Here is a 14,665-nt window from a genome sequence, read left to right as displayed (position 1 = left end):
CGGAGAAGCATCTATTGTAATGCATAAATCAGACAGCAAATAAACTCGCGCCTGATTTAAATGCCTTACTGAGGACGCGGCACCTTGATCTGGACCTTGAAGGTCTTCTTCAACTGTTCATAGTAGGCCATGACTTCAGCCATGGAAGACCACTGCGTGAACTGCGCCTTTTGCTGCTCCAGCACCTGAGCATCTTGCGCAGGACGCTGGGCAATGCGGTTGACCTTGATCACCGCGTAACCTGCATTGCCAAGATCGACACCCTCCCATGCAGGCAGGGCATTCGTGGGGGCGCGCAATGCCGCATCCAGCACTTCACGCGGCAGATCCCTGGCTTGATCGCGCCCCACCTCGACGGCCGCAGGCAACTGAGCTGCTTCAGGCTTGGCCTTCCATTCGGCCATCTTGGCCTTGCCTTCCTGCTTGGCCAGTTCTGCGGACTGATGCGCCACATATAGCTGCTTGAGCTTCTCACCCACTTCATCCATGGACTGAGTATGTGCAGGAGCATAGCTCAGCACACGGCCAGCCACCAGGTTGCTGGGAGCGAGCTCCACTGCGTCGGTATTGCGCTTGTTCTCCAGAGAATCTGCGGAGAACAGTGCCTCGAGGAAACGCTTGTTGGCCAGAGGACCTTGAGCGCCAGGGGCTGGCTCACGCGTCACGTTCTCGACCTTGTGGATGCTCAGCTTGAACTTTTCGGCCACAGGCTTGAGGCTTTCGGACTGCTCGTAAACGGCGTTGGAGAAGGCTTCGGCCGCCTCTGCAAACTTGCGCTGAGCCTGTTGCTGCTTGAGATCTGCTTCCAGCTTGGGGCGCATTTCCTCGAACGAGGGGACCTTGGGCTGCTTGATGCCGGTCAGCTCGATGATGTGAAAGCCAAAGTCAGACTCGACCACATCGCTGATGTCGCCCTGCTTCATCTTGAAAACGGCTTCTTCAAATGGCTTGACCATGGCATCGCGACCGAAGTAGCCCAGATCACCGCCATTGGGAGCAGAGCCGGGGTCCTGCGAATTGGCCTTGGCCACCTGGGCAAAGCTCTTGGGATCCTTGCGCACCTGGGCCAGCAGCTGCTCTGCCTTGGCTTTGGCCTTTTCACGCTCTGCAGCGGGAAGATCCTTGGCCGCATTGATCAGGATGTGGCTGGCACGACGCTCTTCTGGGCCGGCAAGACGGGCCGCGTTTTCCTTGTAATAGGTGCGCAGATCATCTTCGCTCAGAACAATGCTCTTCTCTACCGTCGCCACATCCAGTTGCACATATTCCACTGTGGCAGCTTCGGGCTGCTTGAACTGGCTGGTGTGCGATTCATAGAAGGCCTTGAGTTCGGCTTCCGTGGGCTGTACCTTGCCGACAAAGGCGCCGGCATCAAACCGGGCAACCTGAATTTCACGGCGCTGATACAGAGCATCCATGGCCTGCTGCAGCTGTGCAGCAGTCGTGAAGCTGGTCGAGGACACGGAACCCAGTACCTGATTGAGAGCCAGTTCACGACGCAGATTGGCTTCAAATCCTTCGGGAGTCATGCCCTGCGAGCCCACCAGAGCCTTGTAGGCTTCAGCATCCAGCGAGCCATCGGGCTTTTGCAAGGAGGCAATCGCAGGAATCTCACGCAAGGTACGCACTAGTTGCGCATCGGGCGTTGTCAGGTGCATCTTGGCTGCAGCAGCTGCCAGCACGCGATCACGCACCAGCTTCTCCAGCGTGGCATAACGCGCCTCTGGCGAGTCCAGCAGCTTGGCATCCATGGTCGGATTCTGCGCACGCAGGCGGTCGCTTTCAGTCCTGTGAGCGTTATCCCAGTCCTGCTGGGTGATGTCATGCCCATCCACGCGGGCCACAGTCTGGCTGGACTCGGTGAAGTAGTTCTGGTTGACTCCGACAAAAATGAAAGAGGGAATGATCAGCAAGAACAACAAGATCATCACGAACTTGGAATGCTTGCGGATGGATTCGAACATGGTCAATCTTTCTGCGGCAGCAAAAATAAAGGCGAACTTACGTTCGCCTCATTAACAATGGTGAAAGCCGTGCGACCCGCTTGCGCCACCGACCGGGCCTCTACAGGGCACTGATGCTCTACAGAACTGCCATCCAACCTCCACCAACAGGGTTAGGCTAATCCCGGCCATTCTAACTGCCAGCTTTTCCATTGCCGCTGTCTAGCCAGTGCATCTTGCATAGAAATACCCCGAACAACCTTCACCTTCAGTCGCAACAAACGCCAAAACGCAAAGAAGGCTTACTACTGCCCAAGCCTTCTTTGCGCCTTGGTGGTGGGTACTGGATGCCCCGAACCGCCGACCTACCCTGTGCAAAGCTTCATATCTCCATAGATATCAGCAACTTGCGGCAGTCTCCAACTCTCCTGACCACCCACACTCGAAAATGACACACACGCACTCGACTGCCAAGGCATGCACTGTTTGACGCCTGGTCCAGACAATGGAAACTGCTCGCAGAACGCCCTAATCCAACACGGTCCGGCGTCCTCCCTGGCCTGGTCGCAGGCATCTCAAAGACGACACCCTGAGCGCCCTGATGGATGGCATGACCTCGCCGTCACCGCTCAATAGCGGCCATCCGAAGGCCGATGCAGGTGTGGGTCAACGACGGCTTTCCGGTGTGTGACGCTCAAGCACCAATGGAGCGTGCTGCAGTGGCTTGGCTCGAAGTGTGCCGCCACGGGTGCCCACGCACCCTCACCGAACCATTGTGCAAGCCGCTGGCAGATCCCTTCCATGGACTCTGTGCCCGGGCCATCTGCAGGGCAAGATGCGCTCAGGAATCAGCCTTTGCCCCGCTTGAACAAGCGCTTGGCTCAATTGCTCACAAACTCACTCTAGCCGCACTGCAGCTCAAGGCTTCAGGGCCGGGCACAACGCTTGGTCCAGCACCCCCATAGCGGTCGCGGAAGCAGCCAGCAGGCGCGGGCGCGACACGCCGTCACGAGCCTGCACTGAGATACCGTGCAAGTGCGTGGCATAGAAGTCGCCCAAGGACTGCACATCCGCATCTTTTCGCAACTCACCCTCGTCCATTGCACGTTGCAGTCGGTCGATGATGGACTGCGTTCGCTGGCGACGGTGCATCGCCAGCCAGGCTGCCACTTCCTCATTCTCTTGCGCAAAATTGGTCGCTGCCATGACAACCATGCAGCCTTGTGGCCGGCTTGGTTCCGTGTAGGTGGTCGCTGCATCGCGCAGCATGCGTGATAGGGCGTCACGCACCAATGACTCTTCGGCCAGGGCCCGATCGGCAAAGCAGCCGGCCCCGGACTCATAGCGTTGTATGGCTTCGCGGAACAGCGCCTGCTTGCTGCCAAAGGCAGCATAGATGCGGGCCGAGGCGATGCCCATGGCCTGCACCAGGTCGGCCATGGATGTGCCCTCGTAACCGCGCTGCCAAAACGCCAGCATGGCGCACTCCAGCGCCTGGTCCCGATCAAATTCCCTGGGTCTTCCAGCCATCTTCCTTGTTCCTCTCAAAAGTCGGTGCGGCATCTTAGCGGCGTGTCATCCACGGCGCAGCACGCCGATCTGTCGAAAACGACCACGTTTGCGTGATACTATTCTTTGTCGATCGACAAACAATACCTCAAAGCAAGGAAAAACACATGCAGACAATCAAGGGGCCAAGCCTTCATCTTGCGCAGTTCGCCGATGACAAGGCACCGTTCAATTCGCTGGAGGACATTGCGCGCTGGGCCGCGGGCGTGGGCTTCAAGGCCTTGCAGATCCCGGCCTGGGACCAGCGCCTGTTCAACGTGGCCACCGCCGCGCAAAGCCAGGCCTACTGCGACGACGTCAACGGCATGCTTGCCTCGCACGGCCTGGTGGCCAGCGAGCTGACCACGCACATCTTCGGCCAGCTCGTCGCCGTGCATCCTGCCTACGACGCCATGTGCGACAGCTTCGCCCCCGAGGCCGTGCGCGGCAATCCCCAGGCGCGCACGGCCTGGGCGCTGGAGCAGCTCAAGTGCTCGGCCCGTGCCTCGCGCCGCATGGGCCTGACGGAGATGGGCACGTTCTCGGGCTCCTTCGCCTGGCCCTATCTGTTCCCGTTCCCGCAGCGCCCAGAGGGCCTCATCGAGACCGCCTTTGAGGAGTTGGCGCGCCGCTGGCGCCCCATCCTGGACGTCTGCGACGAGCAGGGCGTGAACCTGTGCTACGAGATCCACCCCAGCGAGGACCTGCACGACGGCACGAGCTTCGAGCGCTTCCATGAACTGGTCGGCCAGCATGAGCGCTGCAAGATACTGTTCGATCCCAGCCACTTCGTGCTGCAGCAGCTGGACTATCTCGACTACATCGACATCTACCGCGAGCACATCCGCATGTTCCATGTGAAGGACGCGGAATTCCTGCCCAGCGGGCGCCAGGGCATCTACGGCGGCTATTCCTCTTGGTTGGAGCGGGCGGGGCGCTTCCGCTCTTTGGGTGACGGACAGGTGGACTTCAAGACCATCTTCTCCAAGTTCGCCCAGTACGACTACCAGGGCTGGGCCTCGCTGGAATGGGAGTGCTGTCTCAAGGACCAGGAGGACGGTGCACGCGAAGGCGTGGACTTCATCAACCGCCACATCATCCGCGTGACCGACAAGATCTTCGACGACTTCGCCGGTGCCCCCGTGGACCAGCGCCAGATCAACACCATGCTCGGCATCGCCTGAGCACGCCCGCAGCCAAAGAACTTCAAAAAGAAACAAAAAATGAACGCTTTCACATCGAACGCCCTGCGCAAACAGGAAGACCAGGCCTGCGAGTTCTCGCACGACTATGTGCGCATCGACGGCCGCCGCGTCCACTGCATCATGGCCGGCCAGGGCTCGCCGGTGCTGCTGATCCCGGGCTGGCCCCAGACCTGGTATGCCTGGCGCCATGTCATGCAGGCGCTGGCTGCGCAGGGTTTTCAGGCCATTGCCGTCGATCCGCCGGGCACCGGTTTTTCGGACCGGCCTGAGACGGGCTACGACACGGGCTCCATTGCGCTGACCCTGCACCGCACCATGCTGGCGCTGGGCCATGAGCGCTACCAGGTCGCGGGCCACGATGTGGGCATGTGGGTGGCCTATGCGCTGGCCAGCGACCAGCCGCAGGCCGTGCAGTCCCTGGCGCTGACCGAGGCCGTGATCCCCGGCCTGGCGCCCGAGCCCAGCATCTTTGCGCCGCCCGAGCAGAACATCTTCCTGTGGCACTTCATGTTCAACCAGCTGGCCGACCTGCCCGAGACCCTGATCGCGGGCCGCGAACGCGCCTATCTGGAATTCATGTTCAATCGATGGTCGCTGAGGCGCGATCGTGTGGCCGTTGATGCCTATGTCGACGCCTATGCGGCACCGGGCGGGCTGCGCGGCGGCTTCGCCTATTACCGGGCGATTCCCGAGACCATTCGACAGAATCGTGAGCGCGCAAAGCGCCCTCTTGGCATGCCCGTGCTGGCCATAGGCGCCGAGCACGCCACAGGCGATGCGCCGCTGACCACCTTGCGCGGGCATGCCCATGATCTGTCCGGCGTGATCGTGCCCGATTGTGGCCACTTCATCATGGAGGAGGCGGCCCAGGCCTTCATCGCCGAACTGCTGCCGTTCTTGCAAAGGACGCGGTAATCATGCCTCTGAACCCTGATATTGCCCACTACCTGCTGGAGCAGGCCCGGATGCCCCAGCTCCCGACTGCGCCCACGCTGGCGCAGTTGAGGCAGGCCACTGACATCGGACTGCGTGCACTGCATGGGCCGGCCGAACCCGTTGCGCGCACGGGAGATTTCACGCTGCGTGCGCGCGACGGTGCCCCGCTGCGTCTGCGTGTGTACTGGCCGTCGGCATCCGACGCGCCCCAGCCTGCCCTGGTCTTCGCGCATGGCGGGGGCTGGTGCCTCGGCTCCATGGAGCTGTACGACAACCCCTGCCGTGCGCTCGCTGTTGCGACGGAGGCGGTGGTGATCTCGGTGGACTACCGGCTGGCCCCCGAGAACCGCTTTCCGGTGCCGCTGCAAGACTTCTGCGACGCCTTGAGCTGGACCTTCGAACAGGCCGACAGGCTTGGACTGGACCGCAGCCGCATCGCTGTGGCCGGAGACAGCGCGGGCGGCAACCTCGCTGCAGCAGCCTGTCTGGCCGCCAGGCATGGAGATGGTTGGGGTGCGGGCGGCGCGCCAAGCATTGCCCACCAACTATTGCTGTACCCGGCACTGGACGCCGCCATGGACTCCCCGTCCTTCGATCTGTTCGGCGATGGCTACGCCCTCACCCGGGCGACCATGGCGTATTGCTACGAGGCCTATCTTGCGGATCCTGCGCAAGGGCGACTGGAGCAAGTATCCCCATCGCGCGCGGAAAGCCTGGCCGGATTGCCTCCAGCCACGGTGATCAGCTGCGAGTATGACCCGCTGCGCGATGAAGCCGAGGCCTATGCCGCTCGCCTGCAGGAGGATGGTGTGCTCGCGACGGCCGTGCGCCTGCCGGGCATGATCCATGGGTGCATCCACATGCTGGGGCTGGCCCCGGCAGCGCGCCAACTGCTCGACATGGCAGGCATCGGCATTCGACGGGCGCTGGGCTAGGGGCAGTCATCCATCCTCTGCCGCGTCTTGACGACAAGGCTGCACTGCGCCGGCCAGCCCCACCGGCTTGCCGGCGGCGACCTGCGCGTTCGGCGCATTGCCGCCCAAGCTTGCCCAAGGTATCCCGGCCTGAAGGAGCGGTCATGACCAAAGCCTCTCAAGCCTGCGGCTGCGAGCAACCAAGATCGGCCTGAAGCCGAGGTGGGTGTCGACCGGTCACCATTGCGCTTTTGGCCGTATCCCGTTGGACGCCAGGCACGCCGGCTGGCTCTGAGACAATTGCGCCATGACCGATGAATCACCGATCAACACCGTCCACAAACGCGTTTGCCAGACCTTCCTGCGTCACTGGAAGGCCCACAACAATGCCTACCCCAAGCTCATCAAACTGCCGCCAGAAGAGCTGCGGCAGTTCAATCACGTCAACTCTTTCGGCAAGCCCAATGAGTTGTGGGGAGTCCCCATTGAAATCGACACCAGCACCACAGGAGTGATGATTGCGGTCGATGGGACGGAAATGCCTTTGATCGAAGGTTACTGAGAGTCTGCAAGACCAAAGCGACTCCTTTGCTGCATTCCTTCACTCAGGAAGACTGAGGCAGATGAGCGCTTTTCAGTTTGCCGTGGCTGGTGTGGCATAGCTCCATTTGAGGTGGAGCTTTCCCCAGCCCCGGCCCCAGACCTGGTTATGCAACGGCCACCGTCTGCGGCGCGCCCAGCCCGGTCAATCGATTGGGGATGGATGCGCGAACATTGAGCTCGACGACTTGACGCTCAAACCGATTCACTCATCGAGCGAGGCTATCGCAGTTGAGCGCAGGAGTTATATGCAACAACGCCAGCTGAACAGCCCACCACCAAGCGGGCTTGTTTTCTGGAGCCCGTGCCTTCCTCTCAATAGATGTAGCCCCGGCCAGGCGTCGTGGGCTTTTCTCAAGCAGCCATGAACTCCCCTGCCGAGCGCCACGCCAGGCTCAGACAGGTTGGTCAGCCACGATTTTCGGTTGGTAGAGGCGGCTTGTGGCGGCTATTTGGGTTGGTAGAGAGGGCAAAGAAAAAGGGCTTAGATCGCTCTAAGCCCTTGATTTCTTTAGTTTTTTAGTGGTGGGTCCTGACGGTCTCGAACCGCCGACCTACTCCGTGTAAAGGAGCCGCTCTACCAACTGAGCTAAGGACCCACTAAAACTGGTTGTCAGTTCAGAGCATCTTTCAATGCTTTGCCCGGACGGAATTTAGGCACCTTGGCCGCTTTGATCTTGATGGAATCGCCGGTACGGGGATTACGACCGGTGCGAGCTGCACGCTTGCCAACAGCAAATGTGCCAAAACCAACAAGCGATACTGTACCACCTTTTTTCAGTGTTTTCTTCACTGCGTCGATCGTGGAGTCCAGTGCACGCGCAGCTGCGGCCTTGGAAATATCGGCGTTGTTAGCGATGTGCTCAATCAGTTCGGTTTTATTCACAAGATGCCTCTCGAGAAATAAGTGAATGGAATGTCTCTGCAAACGCAAGTCTTGCGCAGCAAGAAACCAGTCGCGATGAAGACGGAAGCCAGCCTATCAGTTTTTTCGTATGGGCAAGCCCATTTTTACCTGAAGCCGCTGACATTTTTGACGCCAACTCGCGCTGCGCATTCCAGCGACAGAACCAGATTCTATGCGGTTTTTGAGCGGGTTCGGCCCTCCCAAGCGGCTTTTTTCAAGCTTCTTCCGTGTCGGCTTCACCGATTGACAACAATTGACAAAATCTGCAGTCAGATCAAGTCATGCGAGGCGCCGCCGCAGAATCTTTTTGCGGTTTCGAAAGCGGCTCACCAGATAGCAAAAAGCGCTTGATGAACAAGCGCTTTCAAAGAGAGTCGTGGCGGATTTCAGAGCCTGGCACGAATTTCGGGCAATGCCTTTTGCAGGTAGTAGACCATGGACCAGACGGTCAGGACCGCTGCAATCCAGATCAGCCACTGCCCCCAGACGCCGGTATCGATCACTCCAAACGCCACTCCGTCATAGAGCAAAAAGGGGATGGCCACCATCTGGGCCATGGTCTTGGCCTTGCCGATCATGTGTACGGCCACGCTCTTGCTGGCACCGATCTGAGCCATCCATTCACGCAGTGCCGAGATTGCGATCTCGCGGCCGATGATGATCAGCGCCACGAACACATCGGCGCGTTGCAGATGAACCAGCACCAGCAGCGATGCACAGACCAGGAATTTGTCGGCAACAGGATCCAGAAAAGCACCGAATGCCGACGTCTGATTGAGCTTGCGCGCCAGATAGCCGTCAAACCAGTCGGTTGCGGCGAACACAATGAACATCACGGTGGCGATGAGATTGCGGGTCGCCTGATCCAGCGGCGCGTAAAACACCCCCACGATGAGCGGAATCGCCACGATCCGCGTAAGGGTCAGCACAGTAGGGATGGTGAAGAACATGGGTGTCATTGTGTCACGAGCACGCAGCGCCAGCGCAGATTCGCGCTCGCGCAGCCTGCATCAATGCAGTGCCTTGTAGATTTCTTCGGCCAGCGTTGCGGAAATGCCCTCCACGGTCATCAGATCGTCCACGCTGGCATCGGCCACGCCGCGCACACCGCCAAAGCGCTGCAGCAATCGCGCCCGCTTCTTGGGTCCCACGCCGGCAATGTCCTCCAGGCTGCTGCTGCCCGTGCGCACCTTGGCGCGGGCCGCGCGCATGCCGGTGATGGCGAAACGGTGCGCCTCGTCGCGGATCTGTGCCACCAGCATCAGCGCCGCCGAGTCATGGCCCAGGTAGACCTTGTCGCGCCCATCGGCAAACACCAGCTCTTCGAGGCCGACCTTGCGGCCCTCGCCTTTTTCCACGCCCACGATGCGCGACAGATCGAGGCCCAGTTCCGTGAACACCTCGCGCGCCATGCTGACCTGGCCCTTGCCGCCGTCGACCAGCACCAGATCGGGCAGATGCGGCTGCTTGCCGCTCAGCTCGGCGCCGCCCGCCTCGCGCTGCGCCTCGGCCACGGGCTTGTAGCGGCGCGTGAGCACCTGGCGCATGGCCGCATAGTCGTCGCCGCCGGTGATGCCTTCGATATTGAAGCGGCGGTAATCGCTGCTCTGCATCTTGTGGTGATGAAACACCACGCAGGAGGCCTTGGTGCTTTCGCCGCTGGTGTGCGAGATATCGAAGCATTCGATGGTCAGCTCGTCGAGATTCTCGACCGGCAGGTCCAGCGCCTCGGCCAGCGCACGCGTGCGCGCCTGTTGCGAGCCTTCTTCGGCCAGCAGCCGGGCCAGCTGGATGTCGGCATTTTTCTGTGCCATCTCCAACCAGATGCGGCGCTGCTCGCGCGGCTGCTGGACCACGGTGATGCGCACGCCGGTCTGCTCGGTCAGCAGCTCCACCAGCCGTTTCTCCACGGGGTGGCTGACGATGAGCGTGGGCGGCACCGCCACGCCGACATAGTGCTGGGCGATAAAGGCCTCCAGCACCAGTTGCTCCACGGGTCGCGCCTCGGCTGCAGCGTCCACCTCTTCCTCGCTGGAGTAGACCGACGCGGCATCGCCCAGATTCGCCGGGAAGTAAGGCCTGTCGCCCAGGTGGCGGCCGCCGCGCACCATGGCCAGGTTCACGCAGGCACGGCCGCCCTGCACACGCACGGCCAGGATGTCCACATCCTTGTCGTCCGTGGTTTCGATCGCCTGCTGGTGCAGCACGCGCGACAGCGCCGTGAGCTGGTTGCGCACCTCGGCCGCCTGCTCGAACTCCAGCCTGTCGGAATGCGCCATCATGCGCGCTTCGAGCTGCTGCAGCAGCTCGCTGGTTTCGCCGCGCAGCATGGCCTCGGCGTTGCGCACATCCAGCGCATAGGCCTCGGGCGATATCAGATCCACGCAGGGGCCGGTGCAGCGCTTGATCTGATAGAGCAGACAGGGGCGGCTGCGGTTGGCAAACACCGTGTCCTCGCAGGTGCGCAGCCGGAAGACTTTCTGCAGCAGCTGAATGCTTTCCTTGACCGCCCAGGCACTGGGATAGGGGCCGAAGTAGCGGTGCTTCTTGTCCACCGCGCCGCGGTAGTAGGCAATGCGCGGAAACTCCTGGAACGCAGGTTCGCCCTCCTTGCCGTCACGGTGGACCACGCCGGTGATCTTGAGATAGGGATAGCTTTTGTCGTCCCTGAACAGGATGTTGTACTTGGGGTACAGCGTCTTGATGAGGTTGTTTTCCAGCAGCAGCGCCTCGGCTTCGGAGCGCACCACCGTGGTCTCCAGCCGCACGATCTTGCTGACCATATGGCCTATGCGCGTGCCGCCATGGTCTTTTTGAAAGTAGCTGGAAACGCGACGCTTGAGGTTGATGGCCTTGCCCACGTAGAGCAGGACACCGGCAGCATCGAAATAGCGATAGACGCCGGGCAATGGCGGCAGCGCGGCCACCTGGGCCAGCAGTTCGGCGGAATGCGTGGAAGACATGGGCGCTATTGTCTGCGCATGTGGACCAATCCGGCAGCAAGCGGTGCAAACCGGCCTGCGGCCACGAAGCTTCAATAAAGAGAGCTACTAGCGCTTGTTGATATTGAATTTCAGATAGTTTTATATCTTAAACCCTTATATAGCAAGCGCTAGCAGCTCCTTTTTTAGAGTCAATGGATTCGAGGCAATCCCTGCGCCCTGCCGCTTACTCGGCCTCGATCCTGGACGACTTCACCACCTGTGCCCAGTTGGCATATTCGGTCTTGACCATGGCCGCCAGTTGCTGCGGGCTCATATAGTCTGCCGTGGCACCCTGCTCTTCGGCCTTTTTCTTGAAGGCGGGGTCCTGCACCACTTTCTTGATGTCGGCCGTCAGCTTGTCGATCACGGGCTGCGGCGTGGCCTTGGGCGCAAACACGGCAAACCAGGAGGTGGCATTCACGCCCGGGTAGCCGGCTTCCGCCGTGGTGGGCACATTGGGCAGGCTGGGCAGGCGCTGCTTGCCCGTCACGGCCAGCACGCGCAGCTTGCCGCTTTGCACATGGGGCATGAAGGGAGGCGCGGTGCCGAAGGTCAGGTCCACCTGGCCGCCCAGCAGGTCCTGCAGCGCCGGCCCCGTGCCCTTGTAGGGCACGTGCACCATCTTCACGCCGGCCTGCTGCTCCAGCATGGCACCCGTCACATGCTGCAGCGAGCCGTTGCCCGACGAGGCGTAGTTGAGCTTGCCGGGGTTGGCCTTGGTGTAGCTCACCAGCTCGGCCAGCGTCTTCACCGGCAGCTCGGAACGCACCACGATGATCTGCGGCGCCGACAGCACATTGGCCACGGGGGCAAAGTCGCCTTGCTCCCAGCTTCTGGCCTTGGTCAGATGCGGGGAGATGACGTGGTAGCCCGAGTACTGCATCAGCAGCGTGTAGCCGTCGGCATCGGCACGCTTGACCAGATTGGCGGCGATGGCGCCGTTGCCGCCGCCCTTGTTGTCCACCACCACCGATTGCCCGATCACCGGCGCCAGCGCCTGTGCGGCCATGCGGCCGGCCAGATCGGTGGTGCCGCCTGCGGCTGCGGGCACGATCATCAGCACGGTTTTGCTGGGATAGCTGCCCTGGGCCATGGCCGGGGCGCTGGCAAGGCCGACCGCGGCAGCGGCCGTCGCAAGCATGAAATGAAGGCGTTGACGTTGAACAGTCATGTTTGTCTCCTGATTGGAATGGGGACTTGCGCAAATAAGGGTGTACAGCGGGCATCTGTATTGGCCAGACACCATGTCTGGCCCGAATTTGCGCAAGCCGTGGGGCTGTAAGCCGCGCCGGCTCCTTCCCCCGAAAAAGCCGATGCAGCGGGGCGAAAACCGTCTCAGGCCCTGGCCTGGGCGCGTTCCCTGATCTCGGCAAAATCCGCGGGCGGATGGTGCAGATCCCAGCGCGCGCCGGCCTTGACGATCTGGCTGGGCGTCTCGTGGCCGATCAGTGCCGGCAGGCTGCGAGCAGCCGCCACGATGCGGGCCAGGTCTGTGCCGGTGTCATAGCCCATGAGCTGCAGCGCATGCACGATCTCTTCGGTGCAGGCATTGCCCGAGGCACCTGGCGCATAGGGGCAGCCGCCCAGACCGCCAATCGAGGCGTCAAAGCGATCCGCACCCGCATCAATGGAGGCCAGCACATTGGCCAGCGCCATGCCGCGCGTATTGTGGAAATGCAGGGTCAGGCCCAGCTGCGGCCAGCGCGACTTGAAGGCCAGGACCATGGAATGCACCTGGCTGGGATAGGCCATGCCCGTGGTGTCGCACAGCGTGATGCCCTGCACGCCCAGATCGGCAAAGCGCTGCACCCAGGCCAGCACTTCGGCCTCGGCCACATCGCCCTCCATGGGGCAGCCGAAGCAGCAGGAGAGCGACACGTTGACGGGCGTTGCCGCCTGCTGCGCCGTGGCGATCACCTGCCTGAGTGCCTCGAAGGACTGGCCGCGCTGCATGCGCAGATTGCAGAGGTTGTGCGTCTCGCTGACCGACATCACCAGATTGAGCTCGTCGGTCTGCGCCTCGATCGCACGCTCCGCGCCGCGCACATTGGGCACCAAAGCCGTGTAGACCGTGCCCGGCCAGCGTGCGATCTCGCGCATCACGATCTCGCCGTCGCGCAGGGCCGGGATGGCCTTGGGTGAGACAAAAGCCGTGACCTCGATCTTGGACAGGCCCGCCTCGGACAGCGCGTTGACCAGCGCGATCTTGTCCTCGGTGGGCACAAAGGCCTGCTCCATCTGCAGACCGTCGCGCGTGCCCACTTCGTTCATGAAAATGCGGCGACCCGCACCATTCCAGACATTTGGCGTGCTCATTGGATGATGCCTTTCTCGCGCAGCTGGGCGACCTGCTCGGCGCTCAGACCTATCTCGGCCAGCACGGCATCGGTGTCGTCGCCCACATGGGGGGCGCTGCTGCGCACCGTGCCCGGCGTCAGCGAAAGCTTGGGCACCACGCCGGGCACCTGCAGCTCGAAACCATCGCGGGTGCGCTGGGTCAGAATCATCTCGCGTGCCCGGTAATGCGGATCCTCGGCAATATCCTTGGCCGTGTAGACCTTGCCGGCCGGCACGCGTGCTGCGCCCAGCTCGTCCATCACCGTCTGCACGCTGCGCGCCTGCGTCCAGGCGCCAATCGCGGCATCGATCTCTGCCACGCGCTGGACGCGGCCCGCGTTGTCGGCCAGATCGGGCGCATCGGCCAGATCCTGGCGGTCGATGGCCGCCATGAGCCGCTTGAAGATGGAGTCGCCATTGCCCGCCACCAGCACCCAGCCATCCTGGCAAGGGTAGGCATTCGAGGGCGCAATGCCCGGCAGCGCACTGCCGGCGGCCTCGCGCACGGCGCCAAAGGCGCTGTACTCGGGAATCAGACTTTCCATGATGTTGAACACGGCCTCATGCAGGGCCACATCGATCACCTGGCCGGGGCCGCCGTTCACCTTGCGGTGGTACAGAGCCATCATCACGCCGATCACGCCGTGCAGGGCAGCCAGCGTATCGCCGATCGACACGCCCACGCGCACCGGCACCCGGCCCGGCTCGGCCGTCAGGTGGCGCAGCCCGCCCATGGCCTCGCCGATCACGCCAAAGCCCGGCAAATCGCGATAGGGGCCGGTCTGGCCATAGCCCGAAATGCGCAGGATCACCAGACCGGGGTTGATGGCATGCAGCTGCTCGGGCGACATGCCCCAGCCTTCCAGCGTGCCGGGACGGAAGTTCTCGACCAGCACATCGGCTTCGGCAATCAGCTGACGCGCCACGGCCTGCGCCTCCTGCTGGCGCAGATCGAGCGCGACCGAGCGCTTGTTGCGCGACTGCACTTGCCACCAGACGGAGGTGCCTTCCTTGATCAAGCGCCAGTTGCGCAGCGGATCGCCCGCACCGGGCGCCTCGATCTTGATGACATCGGCACCAAACTCGCCCAGGGTCTTGCCGCAGAAGGGGCCGGCAATCAGCTGGCCCATTTCCACTACTTTCACACCCTCCAGCGCGCGCGGCGTGGCAGTCTGTGTGGCAGGGTCTTGGATATTCATCGTCGTCATGCGTTTGTCTCTTGTTGGTCTCTTGCTACCTGTCTTGCTGTGCCGCTTTGCGTTGACCAGCACCAGGCAAGGCGGCTTTTCAA

The 14,665-nt window shown here is 61.9% G+C and carries 12 protein-coding genes and 1 tRNA gene; 4 read left to right on the top strand and 9 right to left on the bottom strand.

Features of this window, described 5'->3' with window-relative positions:
* Positions 1-65: 65 nt before the first annotated feature.
* Both AC1RTQ_RS12995 and AC1RTQ_RS12990 read right to left on the bottom strand, forming a co-directional pair.
* The gene (locus AC1RTQ_RS12995; RefSeq protein WP_492876287.1) at positions 66-1,964 is read right to left on the bottom strand and encodes a SurA N-terminal domain-containing protein; all 1,899 of its coding nucleotides are present in this window, start codon (positions 1,962-1,964) and stop codon (positions 66-68) included.
* 897 nt (positions 1,965-2,861) lie between these two features.
* Complete coding sequence (locus AC1RTQ_RS12990) at positions 2,862-3,422, bottom strand: TetR/AcrR family transcriptional regulator (RefSeq protein ID WP_492876285.1); 561 nt, start codon at positions 3,420-3,422, stop codon at positions 2,862-2,864.
* A gap of 197 nt (positions 3,423-3,619) precedes the next feature.
* On the opposite strand from AC1RTQ_RS12990, the gene AC1RTQ_RS12985 reads away from it, so the two are divergent.
* From AC1RTQ_RS12985 to AC1RTQ_RS12970, 4 genes are all read left to right on the top strand, one after another.
* Entirely contained in the window at positions 3,620-4,675 is a 1,056-nt protein-coding gene (locus AC1RTQ_RS12985; RefSeq protein ID WP_492876283.1) for a sugar phosphate isomerase/epimerase family protein, read from the top strand.
* 39 nt (positions 4,676-4,714) lie between these two features.
* On the top strand, positions 4,715-5,611 hold the full coding sequence (locus tag AC1RTQ_RS12980; protein WP_492876280.1) for an alpha/beta fold hydrolase: 897 nt from the start codon (positions 4,715-4,717) through the stop codon (positions 5,609-5,611).
* A gap of 2 nt (positions 5,612-5,613) precedes the next feature.
* Positions 5,614-6,567: an alpha/beta hydrolase gene (locus AC1RTQ_RS12975; protein ID WP_492876278.1), complete on the top strand. Its 954-nt coding sequence runs from the start codon at positions 5,614-5,616 to the stop codon at positions 6,565-6,567.
* Positions 6,568-6,853: 286 nt separating this feature from the next.
* Positions 6,854-7,108 (top strand): hypothetical protein, encoded by a 255-nt coding sequence (locus AC1RTQ_RS12970; RefSeq protein ID WP_302091358.1) that lies wholly within the window; start codon positions 6,854-6,856, stop codon positions 7,106-7,108.
* A 561-nt stretch (positions 7,109-7,669) separates the two neighbouring features.
* Here AC1RTQ_RS12970 and AC1RTQ_RS12965 read toward each other — a convergent pair.
* The 7 genes from AC1RTQ_RS12965 to AC1RTQ_RS12935 all read right to left on the bottom strand — a co-directional run bounded on the left by AC1RTQ_RS12965 (position 7,670) and on the right by AC1RTQ_RS12935 (position 14,582).
* A tRNA-Val gene (locus AC1RTQ_RS12965) sits at positions 7,670-7,745 on the bottom strand.
* Between the two features lie 14 nt (positions 7,746-7,759).
* Complete coding sequence (locus AC1RTQ_RS12960) at positions 7,760-8,032, bottom strand: HU family DNA-binding protein (RefSeq protein WP_003056615.1); 273 nt, start codon at positions 8,030-8,032, stop codon at positions 7,760-7,762.
* A gap of 407 nt (positions 8,033-8,439) precedes the next feature.
* Positions 8,440-9,003: a CDP-diacylglycerol--glycerol-3-phosphate 3-phosphatidyltransferase gene (gene pgsA, locus AC1RTQ_RS12955; RefSeq protein ID WP_003066269.1), complete on the bottom strand. Its 564-nt coding sequence runs from the start codon at positions 9,001-9,003 to the stop codon at positions 8,440-8,442.
* Positions 9,004-9,063: 60 nt separating this feature from the next.
* Entirely contained in the window at positions 9,064-11,016 is a 1,953-nt protein-coding gene (gene uvrC, locus AC1RTQ_RS12950; protein WP_492876274.1) for an excinuclease ABC subunit UvrC, read from the bottom strand.
* Between the two features lie 205 nt (positions 11,017-11,221).
* Complete coding sequence (locus AC1RTQ_RS12945; RefSeq protein ID WP_302091417.1) at positions 11,222-12,208, bottom strand: Bug family tripartite tricarboxylate transporter substrate binding protein; 987 nt, start codon at positions 12,206-12,208, stop codon at positions 11,222-11,224.
* 164 nt (positions 12,209-12,372) lie between these two features.
* Positions 12,373-13,353, bottom strand: a complete 981-nt coding sequence (locus AC1RTQ_RS12940; protein WP_492876272.1) for a hydroxymethylglutaryl-CoA lyase — start codon at positions 13,351-13,353, stop codon at positions 12,373-12,375.
* Positions 13,350-14,582, bottom strand: coding sequence for a CaiB/BaiF CoA transferase family protein (locus AC1RTQ_RS12935; protein ID WP_492876270.1), 1,233 nt, complete (start codon positions 14,580-14,582; stop codon positions 13,350-13,352). Before AC1RTQ_RS12935 ends, AC1RTQ_RS12940 begins: the two co-directional genes overlap by 4 nt.
* Positions 14,583-14,665 lie beyond the last annotated feature (83 nt).

Source organism: Comamonas sp. GW821-FHT11H03, assembly GCF_058807955.1.
The sequence above is the reverse complement of the archived record's forward strand: the minus strand, read 5'-3'. Positions and strand labels throughout refer to the sequence as shown.

Bases quoted from the DNA above. Each gene is read 5' to 3' on its own strand.
- AC1RTQ_RS12980 (WP_492876280.1), top strand. From the start codon at position 4,715: ATGAACGCTTTCACATCGAACGCCCTGCGCAAACAGGAAGACCAGGCC.
- AC1RTQ_RS12975 (WP_492876278.1), top strand. From the start codon at position 5,614: ATGCCTCTGAACCCTGATATTGCCCACTACCTGCTGGAGCAGGCCCGG.
- AC1RTQ_RS12970 (WP_302091358.1), top strand. From the start codon at position 6,854: ATGACCGATGAATCACCGATCAACACCGTCCACAAACGCGTTTGCCAG.
- AC1RTQ_RS12995 (WP_492876287.1), bottom strand. From the start codon at position 1,964: ATGTTCGAATCCATCCGCAAGCATTCCAAGTTCGTGATGATCTTGTTG.
- AC1RTQ_RS12985 (WP_492876283.1), top strand. From the start codon at position 3,620: ATGCAGACAATCAAGGGGCCAAGCCTTCATCTTGCGCAGTTCGCCGAT.
- AC1RTQ_RS12945 (WP_302091417.1), bottom strand. From the start codon at position 12,208: ATGACTGTTCAACGTCAACGCCTTCATTTCATGCTTGCGACGGCCGCT.
- AC1RTQ_RS12935 (WP_492876270.1), bottom strand. From the start codon at position 14,582: ATGACGACGATGAATATCCAAGACCCTGCCACACAGACTGCCACGCCG.
- uvrC (WP_492876274.1), bottom strand. From the start codon at position 11,016: ATGTCTTCCACGCATTCCGCCGAACTGCTGGCCCAGGTGGCCGCGCTG.
- AC1RTQ_RS12940 (WP_492876272.1), bottom strand. From the start codon at position 13,353: ATGAGCACGCCAAATGTCTGGAATGGTGCGGGTCGCCGCATTTTCATG.
- pgsA (WP_003066269.1), bottom strand. From the start codon at position 9,003: ATGTTCTTCACCATCCCTACTGTGCTGACCCTTACGCGGATCGTGGCG.
- AC1RTQ_RS12990 (WP_492876285.1), bottom strand. From the start codon at position 3,422: ATGCTGGCGTTTTGGCAGCGCGGTTACGAGGGCACATCCATGGCCGAC.